The organism is Streptomyces sp. SID12501 (genome assembly GCF_010550245.1).
GTDB lineage: Bacteria > Actinomycetota > Actinomycetes > Streptomycetales > Streptomycetaceae > Streptomyces.
The window spans coordinates 243,134-266,180 of the sequence record NZ_JAAGLU010000008.1; the positions used below are offsets into that span (position 1 = coordinate 243,134).

Consider the following 23,047-nt stretch of genomic DNA (forward strand, 5'->3'; position numbering starts at 1 on the left):
AGGCCGCGATGGCCATCGTTGCGGCTGACGCATCGTCAGGCAAGGGGTTGCGGACCTTCCTTCCGCGTCCCCGCCGGTGACATGTCCTCTTACCGTCCGGTCAGCAGGAACCGTACGTACCTGCCCGCCCCCAGTGGCCCCCGCGTCTCCCTCCGCGCGACGCCCAGCTCCGCCTCCACCCTGACCCGTTCCGCCTCCGCGCCCGCCAACTGCTTCTGCCGTTGGAGGAGTTCCGCGCGCTTGCGCTGCGTGTCCATCGCTCGCTGCTGGCGTTGCGTGGTGAGGCGGGCTCGTTCGTCGGTGATCCGTTGCTGCAGGGCGGCCTTCTTCTGCAGGGCCTCGGCCTCCGCCTGCTTGATCTCCGCCTTGTGGGTCCGCCGGAGCACCGCGATGTCCGCCTTGATCTGGGCCTTGGCCGCCGGCGGCACCGTGGTGGGCGCCGATGCCCTGGCCCGGCGTTCCAGTCCCTGGCGCCAGTCGCTGAGGGCGGTGGCCCGGGCCTCGCCGATGCCGGGCACCCGTATCCGCTGGCCACTGGGACGCACCAGGTACACGACGGACGGGTTGTTCGAGAAGTCGACGCCGATGAAGTCCGCCGCGGTACGGATCCCCGCGTCCTGGAGCGCCTGCACCATCTTGTTGCCCATGTTGCTGAGCGACCGCGCCTCCTGGATCGACGTCCTGCGCAGCTTGTCCTGGATGTACGCCCTGATCGCGGGCTCCAGCGCCTTGGCGACCCGGCGCTGCTCCTGCGCCGCCAGCCCCGCCAACTGCTGCTGGGCCTGGTCCGTACGCCGGTTGAGGTCCATGGTGATACGGGCCTGGGCGTCGCGCAGTTCGAGCTGCAGGGCCTGGATGCGCTGGTCGGAGGCCGTGTTGTCCTTGGCGAGGGCGTCGTCGAGGAAGTGGATCTCCTTCTCCAGGCGCTGATGGGCGCTCGCCGGGTCGGCCAGCTCGCGGGAGCGCCGTTTCAGGTCGCGCATCCGCTTGCGCGCCGCCCGGTACTCGGGGCGCCGGCGTCGGCCGAACCCGATCACGGCGACGGAGGTGAGCAGGGCCACGCCCTGTGCCGCGGGCAGGACGTCCAGCGGCTGCGCCGCGGCGAGGACCAGCGCACCCGGCACGGACGTACTGAGCAGCGCGCCGAGACCCGCGAACAGGTCACCGGCGCTGCGCCCGCCGAAGCCGGAGAGCCCGGAGAACGCGGCGAGTCCGGCAGCGGGCTGCTGTGCCGAGGGCTGGGCGGCGGCGGAGGGAGCGGTCGACGCGGCCATGCGTCCCGCCATCCAGGCCGGCACCCCCGACGTGGACGCCCCGGACGCGGCCGGCGTCCAGGACGTGACCGTAGGACGGCCGCCGCCCAGGCCGCCCCCGGCCGCGTAACCCCCCGCACCCGTACCCGACGCCGACGCCGATGCGGTCCGTTGCGCGGGGAGCTTCACGGCGCCGGCGGTCAGGGGCGGCAGGGCGGACGCCGGTTTGCCGAGGAAGCCCTTGACCCGGCCGGCGACGGCTCGTACCCGCTTGTCCGGGTGGCTCAGCAGGACCGGCCAGGCCAGTGAGGTCGCCGGTTCCTTGAAGTCCGCCTCGGAGAGGATCAGGAACTCGCCGTGTCTGTCATGGAGTTGGGTCCACAGGCCGGGGTCCGTGGCGACGGCGAGCAGGGCCAGTTCGATGCTCCAGGCGGAGAAGCGGTCCATGGCGGGGCCGAAGTCGGCGGCCGTACGGGAGGGCGACTGGTAGTTGCGGTGGCCGTTCTCGGTCGGCTGTTCTCCGCGCAGAGCGGGGACGTACATGCCGTCGTAGTCGACGAGCCGGAAGGTCGCGTCGGCGGCGACGAGGAGGTTGCCGTGCTGGAGGTCGCCGTGGGCGATGCCGTTCCTCTCCAGGTCGACGGTCATGGCCAGGAACCTGTCGGCGAGCGTGTGCAGGGCGGCCGGGTCGTGGAGGTTGCGTTCGATCCAGTTGATGAGGCCGGTGCCCTGGACCCAGGTCATCTTGACCGCCGGGTACCACTCCCGGCCGACCAGAACGCCCTGCTCCAGGAAGTCGAAGCCCACCGGCCACGGCTGGGACAGCCCACCGGTGCCGACACCACCGAGTCCGCCGAGCGCCGAGCTGATGGCCGAGTAGCGCTTGCCGAGCGTCGCGCTGTCCCGGGTGAAGCACTTCAGCGCGTACCGCTGCCCGTTCGTCGCCGTGACGGAGAAGACGCTGGCGAAGTTCCCGGAGATCGCCTTCGGGCCGAGTACCGGGCTCTGTTGGACCGTGCCGTGCTTCAGGTCCGGGTCGCTGAAGCACAGTTCGGGGTGCTGCAACGCCTCCGCGTAGTTCGCTCCCGTCGGGAACTTCCTGGTCGATCCGGTGCCGGGACCTTGAGCGGGTCCTTGAGCAGGCCCTTGACCGGGACCGTGACCGGGGCGACCGCCGCGGGACACCGCCATTCCTGTCTCCCCTCTCGCTCTCGCTCTCGCCACCGTCCGGAAGAACGCCGCATCGTGACACGGCTACACAGGTATACGGATGAACGTCACACTCCCGCTCGGACGAGGGTCACATCGTCGTTGCGCATCCGGGCGCGCGCCCGCTGGTCGTCCACCCACTCGGCGAAGTCCTGCTGGTCGAACGCGGCGAAGGCCGGGAAGGCCGCGGCCTCGCCCCCTGCCTCCCGTGTCTCGCGGGACAGCAACCAGGCCGCCAACGCGTCGGTGGTGAGCAGGAGTTCGTCGCCCGGCAGCAGTTCCCCGTGAGCCACCCGCATCCGGTCCGCGACCAGCCGTACGTCATGGTTACGGCTGCCCAGCAGCTGGGGCGTGATCCCGAACTCCTCGACCGTGCGCAACGGAAAGGAGTCGAGGAGGCGCCCGTCGCGCAGCTGGAACAGACAACTGTCGCCGAGGGCGAAGGAGTACCAGAACCAGCGGGTCGTGCCGTCCTCCAGGACGGTGGCCCGGATCTCGGCCCCCAGAACCGTGGCGAACGCCCCTTTTTCCAGGCCAGGTTGCTCGTACCAGGTGATGGGCCTGCCCTGGGCGGCGCGCTCGGCCTGGTAGCGGGTGAGGAAGGCGTCCCAGTGCAGTGCGGAGCGTTCCATCAAGTCCCGTACGAACGTGTCGAGTTCCTCCCACCAGTCACCGGCGAGCCGCATGGACTCGACGGCGTCGGCGACGAGGAGCATGGCCCAGTCGCGGGCGAGCAGGCTCTCCGAGGCGCCGTCGGACACGGCGGCGTACAGCGACGCGACGGCCCGTCCGGCGCTGTCGACGCCCGCCTCTCCGGACTGCCAGCAGTACGCGGCGTCCTCGCACTCCCGCTCGCTGCTGCCCGACTTCTGCGTCCACAACCACTGCGCCTGCGGCAGCGCCGGGATGTCCCCCATGGTCAGCGCAGCTCCGTCGCACGGGTGCCGATGTCGAGGAACTCCACTATGGAGACGATGTCGGCGTTGTACACGAAACCCCGGGTCGTGTCGCTGACGCGGTGGCCCTGCGAGGCGGCGTACGAACGCATGTGGCCGGGCAGGACGCTGGACATCTGGAACAGCAGCTTGGCGTACGTGTCCGGCAGCGCTTCCTCGGCGTCCGGGAATGTGATGGGGGCGCCGCCGCTGCCGGAGACGTGCAGGTTGAAGAGGAGGACCGGGCCGTCGGCGGTGGCGTGCGAGGCCAGGTTGATGGCGGCGCTGGTCGGGTCGCCGTCGGTGGACTCGCCGTCGGTGAGGTTGAGGACGATGGGCGGGAAGCCGCCGGGGTGCATGTCGACCCAGTGCCCCACCAGGGTGTTCGCGTAACCGAGGGCCCGGGTCATGGGCGTACCGCCGTTGGTGACCGGGTCCATCCACACCGGGAACTGGACGGACGTCTCGACGAGACCGCCGGCGCCGTCCGACACCTTTTTGGTACGGCTCTCCACCCGCGCCGGGTTGTTGGCGACCTCGCTCAGCGGAACGAGGTCGCGGCCGGCGAGGGTGCCCTGATAGGCGGAGCCGACGCGGTTGTGGCCGTAGCCGATCACCGCGACGTGGAAGTAGTCGCGTACGCCTTCTTCCTTGGCGCACTTGACCGACAGTTCCGTCAGCAGCCGGTTGATGGCGTTGGACACGACCTCGGCCCGCGGCTGTGTCGTCTCACCGTTCTCCATGGGGTCGCCCATGGAGGCGGACTGGTCGACGAGGAAGATGAAGCATCCTGGGTTGGTCCGGCTGATCTCTGCGGTGTACGGCAACGGACGTCCCCCGATTTTCCCTGCGCGGTCGCTGTACAGCAGCGGTGCGGTCGCCGGGGGACAGTCGCGTTCGGCAGTGCGTCTTCACCATCCGACCACTTGGCCCCCCAAGGGAGTTCACGGTACCGGATGACCAGCCGTTCTACGGGGGGCTACGGGGGAATCCACTGATACGTGCCCCGTACTGCCCGCGCACCGTTCAACTCCCGGGATTCCACAGCCCGTCCGGCGTCAGCCCCAGCAGGTCGATCGCGTTGCCCCGTACGATCCGCTCCACGACCTCCGGGTCCAGATGCCCCATCTGCGCCTCGCCGACCTCGCGCGAGCCGGGCCAGGTGGAGTCGGAGTGGGGGTAGTCGGTCTCGTAGAGGACGTTGCCGACGCCGATCGAGTCGAGGTTGCGCAGCCCGAAGGCGTCGTCGAAGAAGCAGCCGTAGACGTGCTCGGCGAACAGCTCGGAGGGCGGCCGGTGGACCTTGTCGGCGACTCCGCCCCAGCCCCGGTTCTCCTCCCAGACGATGTCCGCGCGCTCCAGGATGTACGGGATCCAGCCGATCTGGCCCTCCGCGTACATGATCTTCAGCTGCGGGAAGCGTTCGAACTTGCCGCTCATCAGCCAGTCGACCATCGAGAAGCAGCAGTTGGCGAAGGTGATGGTGGAGCCGACGGCGGGCGGGGCGTCGGCGGAGGTGGACGGCATCCGGCTGCTGGAGCCGATGTGCATCGCGATGACCGTGCCCGTCTCGGCGCAGGCGGCGAGGAACGGGTCCCAGTCGTCGCCGTGGATCGAGGGCAGGCCGAGGTGCGGGGGGATCTCGGAGAAGGCGACCGCGCGGACGCCCCGGGCCGCGTTGCGCCGGACCTCGGCCGCCGCCAACTCCGCGTCCCAGAGCGGGATGAGGGTGAGCGGGATGAGACGGCCCTGCGCGGCCGGGCCGCACCACTCGTCCACCGTCCAGTCGTTGTAGGCGCGTACGCAGAGCAGTCCGAGTTCGCGGTCCTTGGCCTCGGTGAAGGTCTGGCCGCAGAAGCGCGGGAAGGTCGGGAAGCAGACGGCGGACTGGACGTGGTTGATGTCCATGTCCGCCAGCCGCTGCGGGACGTCGTACGAACCCGGGCGCATCTGCTCGTAGGTGATGACTTCGAGCTTGATCTCGTCCCGGTCGTAGCCGACGGCGGTGTCGAGGCGGGTGAGGGGGCGGTGCAGGTTCTCGTAGATCCACCAGTCGCCGATCGGGCCGTCGTCGCCGGGTTCGCCCATGACGGGCTTGAACCGGCCGCCGAGGAAGGACATCGACTTCAGCGGCGCCCGGACTATGCGCGGGCCGATGTCCAGGTACTTCTTCGGCAGCCGGTCCTGCCAGACGCCCGGCGGCTCCACCGTGTGGTCGTCCACCGAGATGATCTTCGGGAAGGTGTCGGTCGTCTCCGTACCCTCCACTGCACTCTCCACAGTCGTCTCCATAAAGGGCACGGTAGCGCTGATCTGACGAACCGTCAGCTACGCGTCCGCACGTCCCTTTCGCTCCCAGGTCTGTGATCGCTGTCCCCGGAGCTGACGCACATGCCATGGACAAGGCAAACTGCTGTTCTAGTCATGATGTTCGGCAGGGAGCGGTGATGGGTGACATACCGGCTGTACCGCGGGTGCCGGCACAGCGGGATCCCAGGGATACGCCGGTGAGATCCCCGGCGGAGACCTCGGCTGATTCCCCGGCGGCGCTGCGCTTCAGCGTGCTCGGGCCGGTACGGGCCTGGCGCGACGACGAGCTGCTGCCCACCGGTTCCCCGCAGCAACGGGCACTGCTGGCCGCGCTGTTGCTGCGCGAGGGCCGGACGGCGACGGCGGCCGAGCTGATCGACGCGCTGTGGGGCGACGAGCCGCCGCCGCAGGCACTGGCGGCGGTACGGACATACGCGTCGCGGCTGCGCAAGGTGCTGGGCGCCTGGGTGCTGGTGAGCGAGTCGGGCGGGTACGCGATCCGTTCGCTCGCGGAGGGCGCGCTGGATCTGACGGTGGCGCAGGAACTGGCCGCGGAGGCGGAGAAGTCCAGGAGCACCGGGGATCTGTGCCATGCCCGGAGTGTCCTCAACCAGGCGCTGGACCTGTGGGACGGAAAGCCCCTGGCGAGCCTCCCGGGTCCGTACGCGGAGGCGCAGCGCGTCCGGTTGGAGGAGTGGCTGCTCCAACTCCTGGAATCCCGCCTCGACATGGACCTCGAACAGGGCTGCCACGCGGAGTCGGTCAGCGAGTTGACCGCCCTCACCGCCGAACACCCCCTCCGCGAGCGCCTGCGCGAGCTGCTGATGCTGGCGCTGTACCGCAGCGGCCGGCAGGCCGAGGCGCTGGCGGTGTACGCGGACACGCGCCGCCTCCTAGCCGACGAACTCGGCGTCGATCCCCGGCCCGGTCTCAGGGAGTTGCAGCAGCGCATCCTCCAGGCGGACCCGGGGCTCGCCGAGCCCTCCGCCCCGCTCGCCCCGGAACCGGCCCCCGCGCCCGTCCGTCCCGCACAACTCCCCGCCACGGTCTCGGACTTCACGGGTCGCGCCGCCTTCGTCTCCGAGCTGAGCGGGGTCCTGGCGTCCGCGTCGTCGGCGCAGGGCCGGGTGATGGCCGTGTCCGCGCTGGCCGGTATCGGCGGCGTGGGCAAGACGACCCTCGCCGTACATGTGGCCCACCAGGCCCGGTCCGCCTTCCCCGACGGCCAGTTGTACGTCGACCTCCAGGGCGCCGGCACGCAGGCGGCCGAGCCCGAGACGGTCCTCGGCGCGTTCCTGCGTGCCCTCGGCACGGCCGACCCGGCGATCCCGGACTCGCTGGAGGAGCGTGCGGCCCTGTACCGCTCGGTGCTGGACGGCCGCCGGGTCCTGGTCCTGCTGGACAACGCCCGCGACGCCGCTCAGGTACGTCCGCTGCTGCCGGGCACGGAGGGCTGCGCGGCCCTGGTCACCTCCCGGGTACGGATGGTGGACCTGGCCGGCGCCCACCTCGTCGACCTGGACGTCATGTCCCCCGAGGAGGCCCTCCAGCTCTTCACCAAGATCGTGGGCGAGGAGCGGGTCGCCGCCGAGCGCAAGGCCGCCCTGGACGTGGTGGCGGCCTGCGGTTTCCTGCCGCTGGCGATCAGGATCGCGGCGTCCCGGCTGTCGGCACGCAGGACGTGGACGGTGTCCGTCCTGGCGGAGAAGCTGGGCGACGAACGCCGCCGCCTGGACGAACTCCAGGCCGGCGACCTGGCCGTGAAGGCGACCTTCGAACTCGGCTACGGCGCCCTGGACCGCCAACAGGCGCGCGCGTTCCGCCTGTTGGGGCTGGCGGACGGCCCCGACATCTCGCTCGCGGCGGCAGCGGCCGTACTGGGCCTGCCGGTCGACGAAGCGGAGGAGGTCCTGGAGTCCCTCGTGGACACCTCACTCCTGGAATCGGCGGCGCCGGGCCGCTACCGCTACCACGACCTCGTACGCCTCTACGCGCGTTCCTGCGCGAAGCGGGACGAACACCCGCCCGGCGAACGGGCGTCGGCCATGTCGCGCCTCCTCGACTTCTACCTCGCGACGGTCGCCGCGACCTACCGGATCCAGCGCCCCGAGGACAGGCTCGTCGACCATCTGGAGCACGCGGAGTACCCCGGGCTGACGTTCGCCGACAGCCACGCCGCGCAGGACTGGGTGCACGCGGAGGCGGTGTGCGTACTGGCCTGCGTCCGGCAGTCCGCGACCCGGCCGGACACACTGCGCCGCGCCGCCGATGTGCTGTGGGCGGCGGTCGAGCTGGCCGAGTCCGGCACCAACTCCAAGGAGTACGAGGCGGTCGCGGCGATCGTGCGCGACGCGGCGCGGGCCGCCGGTGATCACCGCACGGAGGCCCGCATCCTGACCGCGCTGGCCTTCGTGCACTGCTTCTCCAGCAGCCGTTTCGATGTCGCCATCCAGGAGTCGGAACGCGCAACGGAGTTGGCGCTCGCGGCCGACGACCGCCTCACCGCCTGCTGGTCGTCCAACATCAGCGGTGTCGTGGCCCTCTACCAGAACCGGCACGACTCGGGCGAGGCACACCTCACCCGGGCGATCGAGAGCTTCCGCGACTGCGCGGACCGCCCCGGCGAGGCCAGCGCCCTGTGCAACCTCTCCCGCATCCACCTCGCCACGGGCCGCACCGACAGCGCGGTCGCCCTGGCCGAGCAGGGCACGGCGATGTACGACGCGATGGGCCACGCCCTGCGGGGAGCGAACGGCCGCTACGCACTCGGCCTGGCGCTCACCCAGAGCGGCCGGTTGACGGAGGCCGCCGGCCATCTCGACGAGGCCCTGCGGGTGTTCCAGGACAGCAGGCAGCGCCTGTGGGAGGGCATGACCCTGTTCCGCCTCGCCGAGGTCGATCTCGCGGCGGCCCGTTCGGCACGGGCGGCGACCAACGCCGAGCTCGCGCTGACGGTGCTGCGCGGCATCGGCGGCGAGTGGCGGCGCGGCAACGTCCTCACGGTCCTCGGCCGCGCCCTGCACGGCATCGGCCAGCTGGACCGCGCCCAGGTGTGCTGGCAGGACGCGCTCGGCATCTTCGAGTCACTGGAGGCACCGGAGGCGGACGCGGTGCGGGAGCTGCTGGGGCGGGCGACGCGTACGAACTGCTGAGGGTCGCCCGGACGCGGCCGGGGACGAGGGGCATGAGCGGCGTTCATCATTCGTTTATCGCGCTCCGGCAGGCTCGTCCCTGTCGAGCCGTCGCGTCGGGGGGCAGGCGGAACGACAGAGGGCCGGACCTTTATGGTGAACCGGCCCAGGGCCCGCCCCACAGTCCGCGGGGGAGTCGCGGGGCGGGCCCTCCGTACACCGGTCACCATCACAGGGGAGACAGCAAGATGAGCGACGAGACCAAGACGAACGACATCCACGCGACGAGCGAGCCGGTCACCGCCACCACCCTGGGCGACATCCACGCGACGACCGAACCGGCCAAGCAGACCAAGGCCACGGCGACGATCCTGGGCGACATCCACGCCACGACGGAACCGGCCACGGCCAAGACGGACGACATCCACGCGACGGACGAGCCGGTCTGAGCCACTGGCTCCGGCTCCCACAGACGTACACCTGCACACGGGGAACGACCGCGGCGGCGCGGAGGGGGAGCCGCCGCGGTCGTGGTGTGTCCGGGGCTCTCATACCGCCCTGATCGACACGCGCCCCCCGCACAGCTTCTTCATGTCGTCCACGTCGGACGTGTAGAGCGCCACGTTTCCGAGCTGGCGCTGCGCGATAACCGCCAGGGCGGCATCGATCGCGTACTTGTGGCCGTGCAGCCCAGTTTCCTCCAACAGCGTGACCGCCGCGTCGGCGACCTCGCGTGTCACCGGCTCCACGACGACGCGGGACATCGCCCATGCCCAGGCCGGTCGCCGCACTTGGCCGTGAAACGCCTCGATCAAGGTCATCGAGCTGGTCACCACATGGATGCCCTTGCTCTGGGCGGTCGTCAACAGAGCCGTCATCGTGCGCTCGCGGAGCGCCGCTCGCGACAGTCCTTCGCTGTCCAGCACCAGAGAGTCGATCACCATTTCAGCCCGCCAGAGGAAGATCGCCGCCAGCAGCGGCTCGGGGTTCGGCGAAGTGCTGTCCTGCCTCGCGCAGCTCGGCCTCCGCCGCCGCCAGTTCCTCCTCCGTCAGCGGCCCGCCCTCCTCCTGCATCCACGCCACCAGCTCCCCCAGCCGGTCCTGTTCTCGCTGACGCTCTATGGCCCGCGTGACATAGGCACTGAACTCGCCGGGACCGACCTCGCTCCGGATCTCCTCGGCGAGCTCCTCCGGCAGTGTCACGGTGTACTTCTTCGTTGCCATACCAATCACCATACCGCCCCTTTCCGCGCCTGGCCGGTCACCCGCCACCTCGCACCACACCGTCTTGCCCACGCCCCTCACGTCCACGCCCCACCGCACAGCGAGGGCGCCGAGCAGGGCCAGCCCACGCCCTGACTCATCAGCCCCCGTGGCGCTGAGCAGCACCGGAAGAGCGCGCGGGTCGGGATCACCCACCTCCACCCGGATACGGGCACCGTCCACGCAGCCCACCCGCACGGAAACGGGCGTCCCCTCGCCCACATGCCGGATCACGTTGCCGACCAGCTCGGTGACGCACAGCTCGACGTCCGCACCCACTCGCCCGTACGCCTCCTCCCCGAACCACTCCCGCACGGCCCGCCGCAGCTCCGGCACCGCCTTGGCGACGGCCAGCAGTTCGGCACCGAAGTCCGCCACCGTCGTCGCGTTCACTGCTCGGCCGCGTTCCTGAGCACGGCGGCCAGCTTCCGCGCGGTGCCCGCGTTGCAGCCACCCAGCTCGACCAGTCCCATGGGCGGGCGGTAACTCCCCGCGAAACTCGGCAGATCGATCCGCAGGGACGGCAAGGTGATGCCATGCGCGCCGAGGGCGGCACGCAGTTCCTCGACGCAAAGGGTGACGTCGTAGACGGTGGGGTTCGGCTGCGTCGGCTCCACGGGGTGACCTCCCTGTTCAGCGCACACCCAAGTGCGCTCTGTGACGATTCCCTCACAGAGTGACGTGACTGTGCGTACGGTGGAAGGGATTCACGTTGCGCAGCGCAACTGAAAAGAGGCGGTGGTGAGTTGTGCCTTCCCGTAAGGACCCCGACGCGTCCGCGAACGTCCCCTCCTTCTACGGCGCGGAGTTGCGCTACCTGAGGGAACAGGCGGGCCTGACCCTGGAACAGTTGGTCGAGGGAAGCTGGCGCGGCATCTCGTTCCTGAGCCAGGTCGAACGCGGCGAACGCCGGATGACGGACGACCTGGCCCGCCATGTCGACGCGAAACTCGGCACGGACGGCTTTTTCACTCGGCGTTGTGAAGACGCGCGCAGGGCGAAGCAGTCGGGGCATGCGGAGTATTTCGCGGATGTCGTCGAGATGGAGACGAGCGCGGACACGATCGAGGAGTGGGCGCCGATGCTCCTCCCCGGCCTCCTCCAGACCAGGGAATACGCCAAGAAGGTCATCGAGACAGGGATGCCCTGGCTACGCCCGAGCACGGTCGAGAAGCAGGTCAAGGCTCGGGGGGAGCGCGCCAAGCTTTGGACACGCGAGGAGCCGCCCGCGTTCTGGGCCATCCTCCATGAGTCCCTGATCCGTGAACCGCTCCTGCCGCCCAAGGAGATGGCGGAGCAACTGGAGCACATCGCTCACGTGATCCGTTCGACGCAGGGCATTCTGCAGATCCTGCCGAAAACGGCTGTCGCCCACCCTCTCATGATGGGCATGATCAAACTCATGACCTTCCCGGACGCTCCCCCGGTCGTCTACACCGAGGGACTGCACAGCGGCCAACTGATCGACTATCCAGCCCTCGTGAGCAACTACCGCAGGTCGTACGATCTGCTCAGGGCCGCAGCACTTCCTCCGGAAGCGTCCCTGTCCATGATCGAGCAAGCGGCAGAGGACTACCGAAATGGCAAGCATCCAGCGTGACTTGAGCACCGCAGTGTGGCGCAAGAGCAGCTACAGCAATGCCAGCGGCGGCGACTGCGTAGAACTCGCCGGCGCCTTCCCCGGAGCAGCCCTCTGGCGCAAGAGCAGTCACAGCAACGGGAGCGGCGGCGACTGCGTCGAGGTAGCCCTCGCCCACCCCGAAGCCACACGCGTCATCCCCGTACGCGACTCCAAAACCGCCCCCCACAACGGCCCCGTACTCCTCTTCCAGGCCGGCGCCTGGGCAGCCTTCCTCAGCGACGTGAAGGGCTGACCGCACAGCACGTCGGCATCCCTCGGCTCGAGCGGACGCCCGCCGCACAGCTCCGTACCGCTGACTACACGGCACGGACCGTCGACCATGGCGAACCCGCCTGGCATGACGCCATGGACGAGATCCGGCACCTGCACTTCACCGCCCGGGAGTCCGCCACCGGTGAGCAATTGGCCACGGCCCCCCTCCCCGAAGTTCTCTCAGAGTACGTAGGTACTATCTGCTCCCCGGTCGTCATGATCCGCCCGAATCACCACTCGGCGCGGGGCCGGACCACGTGCGCGGACGTACGCACACTTACGCAGAGGGGGGCCTCGTGGCGATCGACATGCGCCGTACGGGCACAGCATTGACGGCGCTGGCCACATTGGTGACTGCCCTGTCTCTGGCCGGTCCGCCCGCCCTGGCGTCGGGGTACGCCTCAGCGGTCGGCCCTTGGAGCTCCACGGCCGCCCTGACCGGGACCGACGGCCAGCAGAGCCTGATCGACGTCAAGGTGGCTGCCGACGGCACCGCGTTCGCGCTGTGGCGGAACAAGGCGGCGGGCGAGACGACCTGGGAGTTCCAGGCCGCGGTCCGGCCCGCCGGGAGCAGCACGTGGGGCGCCGCGCACACGCTGGCCACGGGCCGTGACAAGACGGCCGGGGCCACCCTGGTCACAGCGGCGGACGGCCGGGCCACGGTGGCCTGGCAGGAGGGCAGTTACCTGGACGGCTCTCTTGCGCTGCTGGCCGCCACGTACGACCCGGGGACCGCGAGCTGGTCGGACCCGGCAACCCTCACCTCTTACGCCGGGTCCAACATTTCGCCGCCGCAGCTGGCCGCCGCATCCGACGGCACGCTCACGGCGGTCTGGGTACAGGGCGAAAGCGCGAAAACCCAGGTGATGACGGCCACCCGCGCCGCGGGCTCGCTGACCTGGTCCACGGCCGAGCCGCTCACCTCGCTCTCCACCGACTTCGTCTACGACCTCGGGATCGCGGTCGCCCCCGACGGCGCCGCCACGGCGGCCTGGGACGAGTACGACCAGTTCGCCGCGCAATCAGTCGCCAACGCCGTCACGACGGCGACCCGGACCTCCGCGGCGGCGGACTGGGGCACCCCGTCCGTGGTCCCCGGCAGCGACGGCACATCGGGCAACGTACGTGTCGCGATGGACGCCCACGACGCCACCACCGTGCTGTGGGTGACCGCCGACGACGGCGACGGCAACGCCGGCACGGGCGACCTGAAGTCGGCCACCAGGACGTCCCCGTCCGGGGTCTGGGGCAGCGCGCAGACCGTGGCCTCCTCCTTCGCCTACAGCACCGACAGCGCACCGCTGACCGCCCCCGACGGGGACGTCACCTACGTCTGGGCCAACACCATCGGCTCGTCGAGCGTCGAGGCCGTCACGCGCTCGGCGAGCACCGGCACATGGTCCACGCCCAAGGTCCTGTCCACCGGCCCGGCGCGGCAGGTCTCCGCGTCCATCGGCGGTGACGGCACCGTACAGGCCGTGTGGCGACAGGTGCCCAGCGTCGACAACGGTGACGACCTCTACCTGGAGTGGGCGGTCCGCGCTGCCGGTGCCTGGACCGAGGCCGCCGCGCTCAACACCACCCCTGTCGCCTACCTCGCCAACACCGACGCACTGGTGGGCCAGGTGGCCGCCGGTCCCGACGGCCGGGCCACCGTCGTCTGGACCCAGGCCGCGTCCGCGTCCGGCGGCAGCTACACCTCGCAGGTCCTGACACAATCCCAGACTCTCCTGGTCAAGCCGGTCATCACCACCGCCGCCGGTCTGACCGGCACCGCCCGCACCGGCCGCATCCTCACCTGCGGCGCGGCCTGGACCGGCACCAACGCCACCGCCGGCTACGCCTGGCTGCGCGACGGCAAGGCCATCAGCGGCGCCACCGCCAGGACCCGCACCCTGACCGGCGCCGACTACAAGCACAGCCTCGCCTGCCGCGTCACCGTCTCCAACGGCGCCGGCTCCGTCTCCTCGACCTCCTCGCCGGTCACGGTGGCCGTCGGCGTCACCCTCAAGGTCGTCACGGCCCCGTCGATCACCGGCACCGCCCGCGTCGGCAAGAAGCTGTCGGTGGCGCACGGCACATGGTCGCCCTCCGCCACGTCCTACACGTACGTGTGGAAGCGCGCCGGCAAGGCGATCTCCGGCGCGACCAAGTCCACCTACACCACGGTCAACGCCGACCGCGGCAAGAAGATCACCGCCACGGTCACCGCCCACAGCACCGGCTACGCGAAGGGCAGCACCACCACGAAGTCCGTGACCGTGCGCTAGGCAGGGCCTCCGCCGGTGTCCGCCCGGGCGGCTTCGGGATCGTCGAAGAGCCCGGCTCCGCCGCACACCCCGCTCTCCGCCCTCCGCCTCGACCGCAGCGGCGGCGGCCGGTGATCGTCGGCTCCCCTCTCTGCCGACGATCACCGGCGACACCAAGGGCATGCACCGGCCCCAGGACGGTTTCCGCACACGTGTCACGTGTTCCGTGTGCTTCGGTCCGCAGCAGCCCCGTCCGGGTCGGGACACGGACGGCGTGCTGCCCCTCCCCGCCCACACTGCGGTGCCCACCCCTCAACCCCCCGCCCGCAACTCCCCCTTGACCACCTCCCCGCTCGCGTTCCGAGGCAGCCCGCCCACGAACTCGACCGCCCTCGGCACCTTGTAGAGCGAGCATCGCAACCGTGGCCGGGCCAAGCCTCGGCGTCGACCGTGCCTACGGAGAGGCCGAAGGCACCCAACCGCCCTGCCCCGGCAGTCGGGGCAGGGCGGTTGGGTGGGTCATGAGATGGGAGGCGGTTGTGCCGTCATGCTCGCTCAGGCCATGTCGAGGCCGAACTTGCAGGTCAGGGTCTGGTGGTAGGTGTGGCCTGCCTGGGTGTAGTCGGCCTGGCAGCCCGAGAGGGGCTTGGTGATCTGCCCGGTGACCTTGATCCGCGCGACCGCGTACTTGTCGCTGAGCACTGTTGGCTTGATGGTGTAGGGGTGCCCGGCATAGTTCGTGTACTTGTCGAGGTCCACATCGCCGGCGGTGGGATGCGCGGTTTCCTGGTAGCCCAGGCGGTAACCGGGCGTTTCCTTCACGGAGTAGACGGAGTAACCGAGAACCTTGGCCCCCGCCGGGATGTTGAGGAGCTTGATCCCGGTGACGGAGACAGGCTGCTTGGACGTGTTCCTCGTGAGAGGGAAGGCCAGGCGGTAGACGTCACCGACCTTGACGTCCGAGAAACCGAGGGCACCGGTGGTTCCCGGCCCCTCCGCTTGCAGCGCCGTCCCCGGGGTGACCCCGCCGCCAGTACTCGTCCCTGCGCAGCCTGCTGTGAGAGCCAGCAGGGCCGTCACGGTGAGCGCCCGGCTGCGACCGCGGCGGCTAGTACGAGTAGATGACACCGGGGTGCCCCGAAATCTTGCCCTTGGCGCCCCAGATGTCATGCTCCTCGCCTCCCGACCCTGCGGTGATCTTCTGGAAGTGCGAGGCACCGTACTCCGTGTCGAGGCTGATCGACACCCCGAACACCTTGGCGGCAATGCCATAAGTGACCGAGTTACCAGAGGTGATGGTCACGTACTGCTTCTTGCCGAGGACCGCACGATAGGCGGGATTCGATTTCCGGTATGCATCCAGGCCGTCCTTGGAGCTGACATCGGCGCCGTACCTCGCCACGGCGCCCCCGGCCGGGATGTCGTAGCCCACTGGAACGATGGAGTACGAATGTGTGACCTTGCCCTCAGGGCAGGCGTACTGGTGGTCGATGTCCTGGTATTTGACGGGAATCTGGAAGCGCTTGGCCCAGCGGGGCCCCTGGTTCGCGAAGCCGACCGCGTGGCCGGTGGTGTTCTTGCGGGAGATCTTCGAGGTGATGGACCAGTCTTTCCCGTCGACGCTGGTCGCGACCCCCCAGGTGCTGGACAGGGTGTTGTTGTACTCGAAGGCGGCCGTGGTGTCGTAGTAGGCGTGAGCCTCGCCGATGGTGGTGTAGTAGTCGTGCTGCTTGATCACGTGCTTGCTGGGTACGCACCCTCCGCCGAGCTTCGGCGTCACGGCGCTGTAGTCGACGCCGTCGACCACGTCCGGGGAGAAGCCGGTGGTGGACGCGCCGTCCGCCGACTGCCAGGTGTTCCCCGACGTGGTGGGCGAGCTGTCCGTGCCGTCGGTGCTGTCCGCGTTGTCGGTGGTGTCCGCGCTGTCGACCAGCGTCGAGTCTGCGGGCGTCACCAGCGTCCCGTCCACGTCGGGGTGGATCGCCACAGTGTCCGACGTCTCGGCGCGAGCAGCGACCGACCCTTCCGTGGTCGCGGAACCAGTGGCCACTCCGGCATCCACGTAGTCGGTGCCGGTCAGCAGTGTGCCGTCCGCGGCCTGGCCGTAGAAGGACGCCTCCAGGGAGAGCACCCCGCCGTTGTTGTCCGCGTAGGTCTGCAGCGTGCTTGGCAGGGTTGAGGGCAGCGTGAACGACCAACTGCCGTCCGAGGCCGTGGTCGCCGTACCCACCGTCGTCGGCGTGATCGTGCTCCCGTCCGCCGGCACCTCGTCCACCGGCGTCAAAGTCACGGTCGCGCCGGCCAGCGGTGAGCCGTTGCCCAGGGTGAAGACCCCCTTGACCGTCGGCGCTCCGGACACCGCGGTCAGGGTGCTCGGGCTGGGCGCGGCGGTGATCGTCGGACCGCTGCTGGGAAGGGCCGCGGAGTCCGTCGGCTTGACGTCGCTCGCCGTCGGCGAGGGCGTGGGGCTGCTGGTGCCCGTGGAGCCGCAGCCAGGCGTGTCCAGTGCCGCCGTGCAGGCGGCGTGGGCCGGTGCGGAGATCGCCAAACCCATGACGGCCGAGGCCGCGACAACACTGAGTGCAGTGGCCAGAGTCAGCCGTCTGCCAGATATTTCGGCCATGAATGAATTCCCCAATTCCCCGATTTTCCCCCGGAGTTCCACGGATTCCCGGGTCCCCGTTGGGGCAAGTGAAGCCTCACGAAGTGCGGCTGCGAAATGCGGCGGGGCATGATCGATCGCCTTTGGCGCGTTCCCCCGCCTTGCGCCGCGCTGGTCAGGTCGTTTGCGGCTTGACTGGAAGCTAACGCGGCAAAACTCAAAGGGTCAACGAGCTTGGGGATCGTTTTGCCATAGAGATCAACTTGCTTTGCCGGTGAGCTCAAATTGCGCTCAAGTCCTGCGGAAATTGCCGGATCCCGCCGCAGTACCGGGTGCTCCGCCCCCGGAACTGGAGGAGTTCCTCGACGCCGGTGAACCGCCCGTCTACTCCGGCTTCGGCAGCATCCGGGCCCCGCAGTGCCTGAGTACGAGCATGATCCGCGCCGCCCGCGCCCACGGCCGCCGCGCGATCGCGTCCCGAGGCTGGGCCGACCTCGCCCTGCTGGACGGCGAACCCGACCGCCTGTCCATCGACGAGGTCAACCAGCAGGCACCCTTCCGACGAGTCGCCACCGTCATCCACCACGGCGGCCCGGGCACCACCACCGCGGCGGCCCGTGCCGGGGCACCCCAGTTGGTCATCCCCCAACACGTCGACCAGCACTACTGGGCAGAGCGCCTCCACGACCTCCGGATCGGCACCGCCCACGCCCTCACCACCCCGACCACCGACTCCTTGACCGAGCCCCTCGCCCACACCCTCATGCCGGCCATCGCGCTTGGCCGGAACACCGGAGGCGACGAGGTACGCGTAAGCAACCGCGACGGCCACCGTGGGATTCGACCGCTCCAGTCGGCGCATTCGGCCAGCTCCCGATTGCGCCCCTGGAGTTCCTTCAGACACGCCCGCGCCCTACTTCCAGGCGCGCTCGACGGTGACAAAATTGGAGACCGTCTCAACGCCGGCCGGGAGCTCGAACGCGCAGTCGCCCTGCAGATTGGCCACCAATTCCTGCTCCTGATCGGTGGTGACCTTCAGGTAGTAGAGAGCACGCTTGCAGTGGAGTTCGGACTCGTGGATGTCGCGCGTCGTGGTGTAGACCCTCCTCTCCTGCCCCGAGGCGATGGGGTCCCTCGGACAGTAGACGGTGTGCTCGGCGCTCGGTGCCCGGGTCGCCGAAGTTGTCCAGCTGGGCGACCAGGTAGTACTTCGTCCCGTTGGGCGGCGGGCAGTTCAACTTGGCCGTCGTCTGGAAGGTGCTGCCGACCTTGTCCGGCGCACGGAGCCACACTGCCGGGAAGGAGCACGAGGGGGACGCGCTCAAAGGTGATGTGCCCGGAGGCTCCGTGCCGCCGTCCCGGGCGGCCAGGACGAACGTGACGACTGCGGGGATGACGGCCGCGATCACGGCCGTCATCACGATCTGCCATCGAGAAGAACCGACGCGGCGGCACCGAGGAGCAGGGGCCGGGTTCTGGGGAGTGAGTTCCGTACGCGCCCCCTGTGCTGGTTCCGTTACAGAGGGGGACGACATGTCCGCTTACATTCGTTGCAATTGAGCGAGGTGGGTTTCGGTGGATATAAAGAGGCGTCACCCAGTCATCTGATCGCGTATCACACGTAGGCCCGCCGCACCGCACACCTTCCGGCTGCTGTACCCCCAGCCGGACACCTTTGGCCAGCCCTCAGCGGGAGTCGTCCGGCCCGCCTATCGAGGTGGCATTGCCGATCTTTGCCGTTTCCATGACAAACACCTGATTCACCTTGGTACTGCTTGTGTAGTTTTTGTACCGGCGTGAACATCATCGCCGCCGACAATCCGGGTATCGGGCGCGCACGCATCGCCGCATCGCCGGATACACCCCGAGCATGGATCCGTCGCCTACGACCGCCAGACGGGAAACCACTACCTCCGGAGCGCCCGGGTCACCGACTACGTCGACGTCCGATAGCCCCTGTCACCCAGCGTGCGTGAGCCTCTGTCGCCCAGCAGGAAGGTCGATTCCCCTCAACCCCCCGCCCGCAACTCCCCCTTGACGACCTTCCCGCTCGCGTTCCGAGGCAGCCCGCCCACGAACTCGACCGCCCTCGGCACCTTGTAGTTGGCCATCTCACGCCGGGCCCAGGCGATCAGGTCGTCCCCGGTGAGCGACACCCCCGGCCGCCGCACCACGTACGCCTTCCCGACCTCCCCCAGCCGCGCGTCCGGTACGCCGATCACCGCCACGTCCGCCACGTCCGGATGCAGTCCGAGCTGCTGCTCGATCTCCGCCGGGTACGCGTTGAAGCCGCCCACGATGAACATGTCCTTGAGGCGGTCGGTGATCCGCAGGTTGCCGTCGCCGTCCAGCACGCCGACGTCCCCCGTCCTCAACCAGCCCTCCCCCGTGATGGCTTCAGCCGTGCTCTCCGCGTCCTCGAAGTACCCGCGCATGACGTTGAAGCCCCGCACCAGCACCTCACCGGGTTCACCCAAAGGTGCCTCGACCCTCAACTCGACCCCGGGAACGGCCCGCCCGGACGTCGACGCGATCACCGGTGCCGCGTCGCCCCGACGGCACATCGTGACGATGCCGCTCGCCTCGGACAGGCCGTACGCCGTCAGGACCGTGCCCACACCCAGCTCCGTACGCAACCGTTCCACCAGCCGCAACGGCACCACCGCTGCCCCCGTCACCACCAGTCGCAGGCTGGACAGGTCGTACGCGGCCCGGGAGGGGTGGTCCAGGACCGACTGAAGCAGCGTGGGCGGGCCGGGGAGGACCGACACCCGCTCCGCCGCCACGTTCGCCAGCACCGTGTCGACGTTGAACACCGGCTGCGGGATCAGGGTCGCGCCCCGCATCAGGCACGCCAACACCCCTGCTTTGTAGCCGAAGGTGTGGAAGAACGGGTTCACGACGAGATAGCGGTCACCTTCCCGCAGTCCCGCCAACTCGCTCCAGATCTCGTACGCCCGGAGGGACTGCGCGTGCGTGATCACGGCCCCCTTCGGCCGTCCCGTCGTACCCGAGGTGAAGACGATGTCCGAGGGGTCGGACCCCTTCACCGCCTCCGCCCTCGCCCGGACGGTCCGCACGTCCACGCCGTCGCCGCCCGCCAGGAAGTCCTTCCAGGTACGGAACTCGGCCGGCGCGTCCTCCCCCAGCACCACCACGTCCGTCAGCTCAGGGAGCCCCGCCAAGGGGCCGCCACCGACGCCGCCTCCCGCTGCCCTCCGCAGCGAGGCGACGTACGACGTGCCCAGGAACGTGCCCGTCACGAACAGCAACCTCGCCCGGCTGCGCGCCAGTACGTACGCCGCCTCCGCGCCCTTGAAGCGGGTGTTCAGCGGTACGAGTACCGCGCCCGCCGACACGGCGCCCAGCGCGGACACCATCCAGTCGAGGGAGTTGGGCGCCCAGATCGCCACCCGGTCGCCTGCCTCCACCCCGCTCGCGACGCAGGCCGCCGCCGCGCGCTCCACCCGCGCGCCCAACTCCGCGTACGAGATGCGGGTACGTCCGTCCACGACCGCCTCGGTGTCGCCGTACCGCTCCACCGCCGCCCGGACCAGCCCCGGAATGCTGCCCCACTCCACGTCACCGCGCACCGCGAGCCTCCCCACAACACCTCACCGCACAAGAGCTGACTGACCGTCAGATTAGCTGTAACCTGACGCCCTGTCAGCAGCCGGGCACGCGTGCGGAGGTGTGTGCAGTCGTGGCAGTCGCACCAGTTATAGCCGGAATCAGGGGCGTCACCGGTATCAAGGACGCCACCGCAATCGCCGGCATCGGACAGACTTCCTTTGCCAAGCAACTCCCCGAGAACGAACGGACGTTGGCGTGCCGGGCGATCCTCGCCGCGCTCGACGACGCGGGTGTCGCACCCTCCGAGGTCGACGCCCTCGCCTCCTACACGATGGAGGAGACCGACGAGGTCGAGGTCGCCAAGGCGCTCGGTCTCGGTGACCTCACCTTCTTCTCCAAGGTCGGTTACGGCGGCGGCGGTTCCTGCGCCACCGTCGCCCACCTGGCCGCCGCGATAGCCACCGGGCAGGCCACGGTCGGCGTCGCCTGGCGGTCGCGGAAGAGGGGTTCCGGACCCCGGCCCTGGCGGAACACCAGCGCCCAACTCCCCACCCCCGCCCAGTGGACGCGCCCCTTCGGGCTGCTGCGCCCCTCCGACGAGATCGCCATGCTCACGCGCCGCCACATGCACGAGTACGGCACGACCCGCGACCATCTCTTCAACGTCGCCCTCGCCTGCCGCAACCGCGCGAACCAGAACCCGGACGCGATCATGTACGACCGCCCGCTCACCCGCGAGATGTACATGACCTCCCGCTGGATCAGCGAACCCCTCTGCCTCTTCGACAACTGCCTGGAGACGGACGGAGCATTGGCCTGTGTGGTCGTCTCCGCCGAGCGCGCCCGGGACTGCCGCCGCGCCCCCGTCTACATCCACTCCGCCGCCCAGGGCCTGCCCGCCCAGCACCACGGCATGGTCAACTACTGGAACGACGACCCGCTGACCGGCCCGGCCTGGACAGCCGCCCGACACCTCTGGAAAAACGCCGACTTCACCCCGGACGACGTCCAGGTCGCCCAGCTCTACGACGCGTTCACCGCCCTCATCCCCCTCTCCCTGGAGGGCTACGGCTTCTGCGGACGCGGCGAGGGCGGCGCCTTCACCGAGGGAGGCGCCCTGGAGAGCGGCGGCCGACTGCCGATCAACACCGGCGGAGGCGGCCTCAGCGAGGCGTACGTCCACGGCTTCAACCTCATCACCGAGGGCGTACGGCAACTGCGCGGCACCAGCACCGCCCAGGTCCCGGGGGCCTCCACCTGCCTCGTCACCGCGGGCGAGGGCGTCCCGACTTCGGCCCTGTTGCTGAGAACCTGAGAAGTTGCGAACCTGAGAAGTTGAGGAGCTGAGAGATGCTGACCCCTGTCGTCGACGAAGACGGCGCCCCCTTCTGGGAGTACGCGGCCCGGGGCGAACTCCGCGTCCAGACCTGCGCGGACTGCGCCGAACCCCGCTTTCCGCCCCGCCCCTGCTGCCCCCACTGCCAGTCCTTCGCGAGCGAGTGGCGCCCGGTCAGTGGACGCGGACGCGTCTGGTCGTACGTCGTCCCGCATCCGCCGCTCCTCCCGGACTACGCCGAACTGGCCCCGTACAACGTGATCGTCGTCGAGCTGGCGGACGCACCACGCATCCGGCTGGTCGGCAACCTGGTCACCGGGCCCGACGCACCACTCAACTCCCTTCCCCCCGAACGGATTCGCATCGGCGCACGCGTACAGGTCGTCTTCTCCTCCGCCGGGCTTCCGCAGTGGATCCTGGAGCGCCCGTGAGCCTGCTCGTATCGACCGACAAGGAGACCGGGGTCGCCGTCGTCACCCTCGACCGGCCGGGGAAACTCAACGCCATCGACCTCGCCACCGCCACCGAACTGGCCTCCGTCTGGCGGGAGTTGCGCTTCGACGACACCGTGCGGGCCATCGTCCTGACGGGGTCCGGGACGCGCGCCTTCTGTACGGGCCTCGACCGCGGTGCGACCGTCCCCCAGCCCAACTCGCCCTACATGGTGGACGATCCGCTCGACATGATCGGCCCGAAGGCGAACGACCTCTGGAAGCCGGTGATCGCCGCGGTGAACGGTATGGCGTGCGGCGGCGCCTTCTACCTCCTCGCGGAGTCGGAGTTCATCGTCGCCGACCCGAGCGCCACCTTCTTCGACCCGCACACCACGTACGGCATGGTCAGCGCCTACGAGTCGATGGGCATGGCGCAGCGGATGCCGTACGGGGAGATCGCGCGGATGGCGCTGATGGGGACGGCGGAGCGGGTGTCGGCGGCGCGAGCGTACGAGATCGGGCTGGTGAGTGAAGTCACCGAGCCCGGTGGGTCGTTGGCGGCCTCCGTCGACCGCGCCCGCGTCATCGCGTCGTATCCGCCGGAGGGGGTGCAGGGCACGGTTCGGGCGGTGTGGGCGGCGAAGGAGGCGGCCCGCGCGCACGCCCTCGCGTTCGCCCCGCACCTGGTCCGTCTCGGCAACCTCCCGGGCGACCGGCAGGCGGAACTGTTCTCGGCAAGGACCCCGGGTTTCCGGTTGCGATAGCAACGCATACCCTTTGCATCATGGCTGAGAACCGCACAGTGGTCGAGCACCACAGGGTCGAACACCAAAGGGTCGAACACCACAACGTCGAGCA

The 23,047-nt window shown here is 69.7% G+C and carries 19 protein-coding genes and 1 pseudogene; 9 read left to right on the forward strand and 11 right to left on the reverse strand.

All coding sequences use genetic code 11. From position 1 onward, the window contains the following. Positions 1 to 89 precede the first annotated feature (89 nt). The 4 genes from G3I71_RS11970 to G3I71_RS11985 form a co-directional block, all read right to left on the reverse strand. On the reverse strand, positions 90 to 2,318 hold the full coding sequence (locus G3I71_RS11970; RefSeq protein ID WP_164313954.1) for a hypothetical protein: 2,229 nt from the start codon (positions 2,316 to 2,318) through the stop codon (positions 90 to 92). A 212-nt stretch (positions 2,319 to 2,530) separates the two neighbouring features. Then, positions 2,531 to 3,379, reverse strand: coding sequence for a hypothetical protein (locus G3I71_RS11975; RefSeq protein WP_164313955.1), 849 nt, complete (start codon positions 3,377 to 3,379; stop codon positions 2,531 to 2,533). A 2-nt stretch (positions 3,380 to 3,381) separates the two neighbouring features. Next, entirely contained in the window at positions 3,382 to 4,224 is an 843-nt protein-coding gene (locus G3I71_RS11980) for a vWA domain-containing protein (protein WP_164313956.1), read from the reverse strand. 199 nt (positions 4,225 to 4,423) lie between these two features. After that, a complete protein-coding gene (locus tag G3I71_RS11985) occupies positions 4,424 to 5,689 on the reverse strand; it encodes an amidohydrolase family protein (protein WP_164313957.1) in 1,266 nt (421 codons plus the stop codon). Between the two features lie 155 nt (positions 5,690 to 5,844). Between G3I71_RS11985 and G3I71_RS11990 the strand changes: the two genes are divergently transcribed. Together G3I71_RS11990 and G3I71_RS11995 are read left to right on the forward strand one after the other, a co-directional pair. Continuing rightward, positions 5,845 to 8,859 carry a BTAD domain-containing putative transcriptional regulator gene (locus G3I71_RS11990; protein ID WP_164313958.1) on the forward strand — a complete coding sequence of 1,005 codons (3,015 nt, stop codon included), beginning with the start codon at positions 5,845 to 5,847 and terminating at the stop codon, positions 8,857 to 8,859. A gap of 227 nt (positions 8,860 to 9,086) precedes the next feature. Next, entirely contained in the window at positions 9,087 to 9,287 is a 201-nt protein-coding gene (locus G3I71_RS11995; RefSeq protein WP_164313959.1) for a hypothetical protein, read from the forward strand. A gap of 99 nt (positions 9,288 to 9,386) precedes the next feature. On the opposite strand, the gene G3I71_RS12000 is transcribed toward G3I71_RS11995, so the two are convergent. The 4 genes and pseudogenes from G3I71_RS12000 to G3I71_RS12015 all read right to left on the reverse strand — a co-directional run bounded on the left by G3I71_RS12000 (position 9,387) and on the right by G3I71_RS12015 (position 10,718). Then, the gene (locus tag G3I71_RS12000) at positions 9,387 to 9,764 is read right to left on the reverse strand and encodes a hypothetical protein (protein ID WP_343242934.1); all 378 of its coding nucleotides are present in this window, start codon (positions 9,762 to 9,764) and stop codon (positions 9,387 to 9,389) included. Positions 9,765 to 9,783: 19 nt separating this feature from the next. Further along, positions 9,784 to 10,062 (reverse strand): hypothetical protein, encoded by a 279-nt coding sequence (locus tag G3I71_RS12005; protein WP_203730036.1) that lies wholly within the window; start codon positions 10,060 to 10,062, stop codon positions 9,784 to 9,786. 114 nt (positions 10,063 to 10,176) lie between these two features. Further along, positions 10,177 to 10,494: pseudogene (locus G3I71_RS12010) on the reverse strand (ATP-binding protein); the annotation flags it as partial. Then, positions 10,491 to 10,718 carry a hypothetical protein gene (locus G3I71_RS12015; protein WP_164313961.1) on the reverse strand — a complete coding sequence of 76 codons (228 nt, stop codon included), beginning with the start codon at positions 10,716 to 10,718 and terminating at the stop codon, positions 10,491 to 10,493. The pseudogene G3I71_RS12010 and the gene G3I71_RS12015, both read right to left, overlap by 4 nt. A 131-nt stretch (positions 10,719 to 10,849) precedes the next feature. On the opposite strand from G3I71_RS12015, the gene G3I71_RS12020 reads away from it, so the two are divergent. The 3 genes from G3I71_RS12020 to G3I71_RS12030 all read left to right on the forward strand — a co-directional run bounded on the left by G3I71_RS12020 (position 10,850) and on the right by G3I71_RS12030 (position 14,265). Further along, on the forward strand, positions 10,850 to 11,701 hold the full coding sequence (locus G3I71_RS12020; RefSeq protein WP_164313962.1) for a helix-turn-helix transcriptional regulator: 852 nt from the start codon (positions 10,850 to 10,852) through the stop codon (positions 11,699 to 11,701). After that, entirely contained in the window at positions 11,682 to 11,975 is a 294-nt protein-coding gene (locus G3I71_RS12025) for a DUF397 domain-containing protein (RefSeq protein WP_164313963.1), read from the forward strand. Before G3I71_RS12020 ends, G3I71_RS12025 begins: the two co-directional genes overlap by 20 nt. Before the next feature lie 316 nt (positions 11,976 to 12,291). Further along, positions 12,292 to 14,265: a hypothetical protein gene (locus tag G3I71_RS12030; RefSeq protein ID WP_164313964.1), complete on the forward strand. Its 1,974-nt coding sequence runs from the start codon at positions 12,292 to 12,294 to the stop codon at positions 14,263 to 14,265. A gap of 534 nt (positions 14,266 to 14,799) precedes the next feature. Here the strand turns inward: G3I71_RS12030 and G3I71_RS12035 are convergent. Together G3I71_RS12035 and G3I71_RS12040 are read right to left on the reverse strand one after the other, a co-directional pair. Further along, positions 14,800 to 15,324, reverse strand: a complete 525-nt coding sequence (locus G3I71_RS12035; RefSeq protein WP_164313965.1) for a hypothetical protein — start codon at positions 15,322 to 15,324, stop codon at positions 14,800 to 14,802. Between the two features lie 28 nt (positions 15,325 to 15,352). Beyond that, on the reverse strand, positions 15,353 to 16,867 hold the full coding sequence (locus G3I71_RS12040) for a hypothetical protein (RefSeq protein ID WP_164313966.1): 1,515 nt from the start codon (positions 16,865 to 16,867) through the stop codon (positions 15,353 to 15,355). 412 nt (positions 16,868 to 17,279) lie between these two features. On the opposite strand from G3I71_RS12040, the gene G3I71_RS52685 reads away from it, so the two are divergent. Beyond that, positions 17,280 to 18,227 carry a nucleotide disphospho-sugar-binding domain-containing protein gene (locus G3I71_RS52685; RefSeq protein ID WP_343242935.1) on the forward strand — a complete coding sequence of 316 codons (948 nt, stop codon included), beginning with the start codon at positions 17,280 to 17,282 and terminating at the stop codon, positions 18,225 to 18,227. A 628-nt stretch (positions 18,228 to 18,855) separates the two neighbouring features. Here the strand turns inward: G3I71_RS52685 and G3I71_RS12050 are convergent. After that, positions 18,856 to 20,439 carry a FadD3 family acyl-CoA ligase gene (locus G3I71_RS12050; protein ID WP_164313968.1) on the reverse strand — a complete coding sequence of 528 codons (1,584 nt, stop codon included), beginning with the start codon at positions 20,437 to 20,439 and terminating at the stop codon, positions 18,856 to 18,858. 110 nt (positions 20,440 to 20,549) lie between these two features. On the opposite strand from G3I71_RS12050, the gene G3I71_RS12055 reads away from it, so the two are divergent. From G3I71_RS12055 to G3I71_RS12065, 3 genes are read left to right on the forward strand one after another with little or no spacing between them, the layout of a single operon-like run. Next, positions 20,550 to 21,734 (forward strand): lipid-transfer protein, encoded by a 1,185-nt coding sequence (locus tag G3I71_RS12055; protein WP_343242936.1) that lies wholly within the window; start codon positions 20,550 to 20,552, stop codon positions 21,732 to 21,734. Between the two features lie 35 nt (positions 21,735 to 21,769). Then, a complete protein-coding gene (locus G3I71_RS12060; RefSeq protein ID WP_164313969.1) occupies positions 21,770 to 22,186 on the forward strand; it encodes a Zn-ribbon domain-containing OB-fold protein in 417 nt (138 codons plus the stop codon). Beyond that, positions 22,183 to 22,953: an enoyl-CoA hydratase/isomerase family protein gene (locus G3I71_RS12065; protein WP_164313970.1), complete on the forward strand. Its 771-nt coding sequence runs from the start codon at positions 22,183 to 22,185 to the stop codon at positions 22,951 to 22,953. Before G3I71_RS12060 ends, G3I71_RS12065 begins: the two co-directional genes overlap by 4 nt. The last annotated feature ends 94 nt before the right edge of the window (positions 22,954 to 23,047 follow it).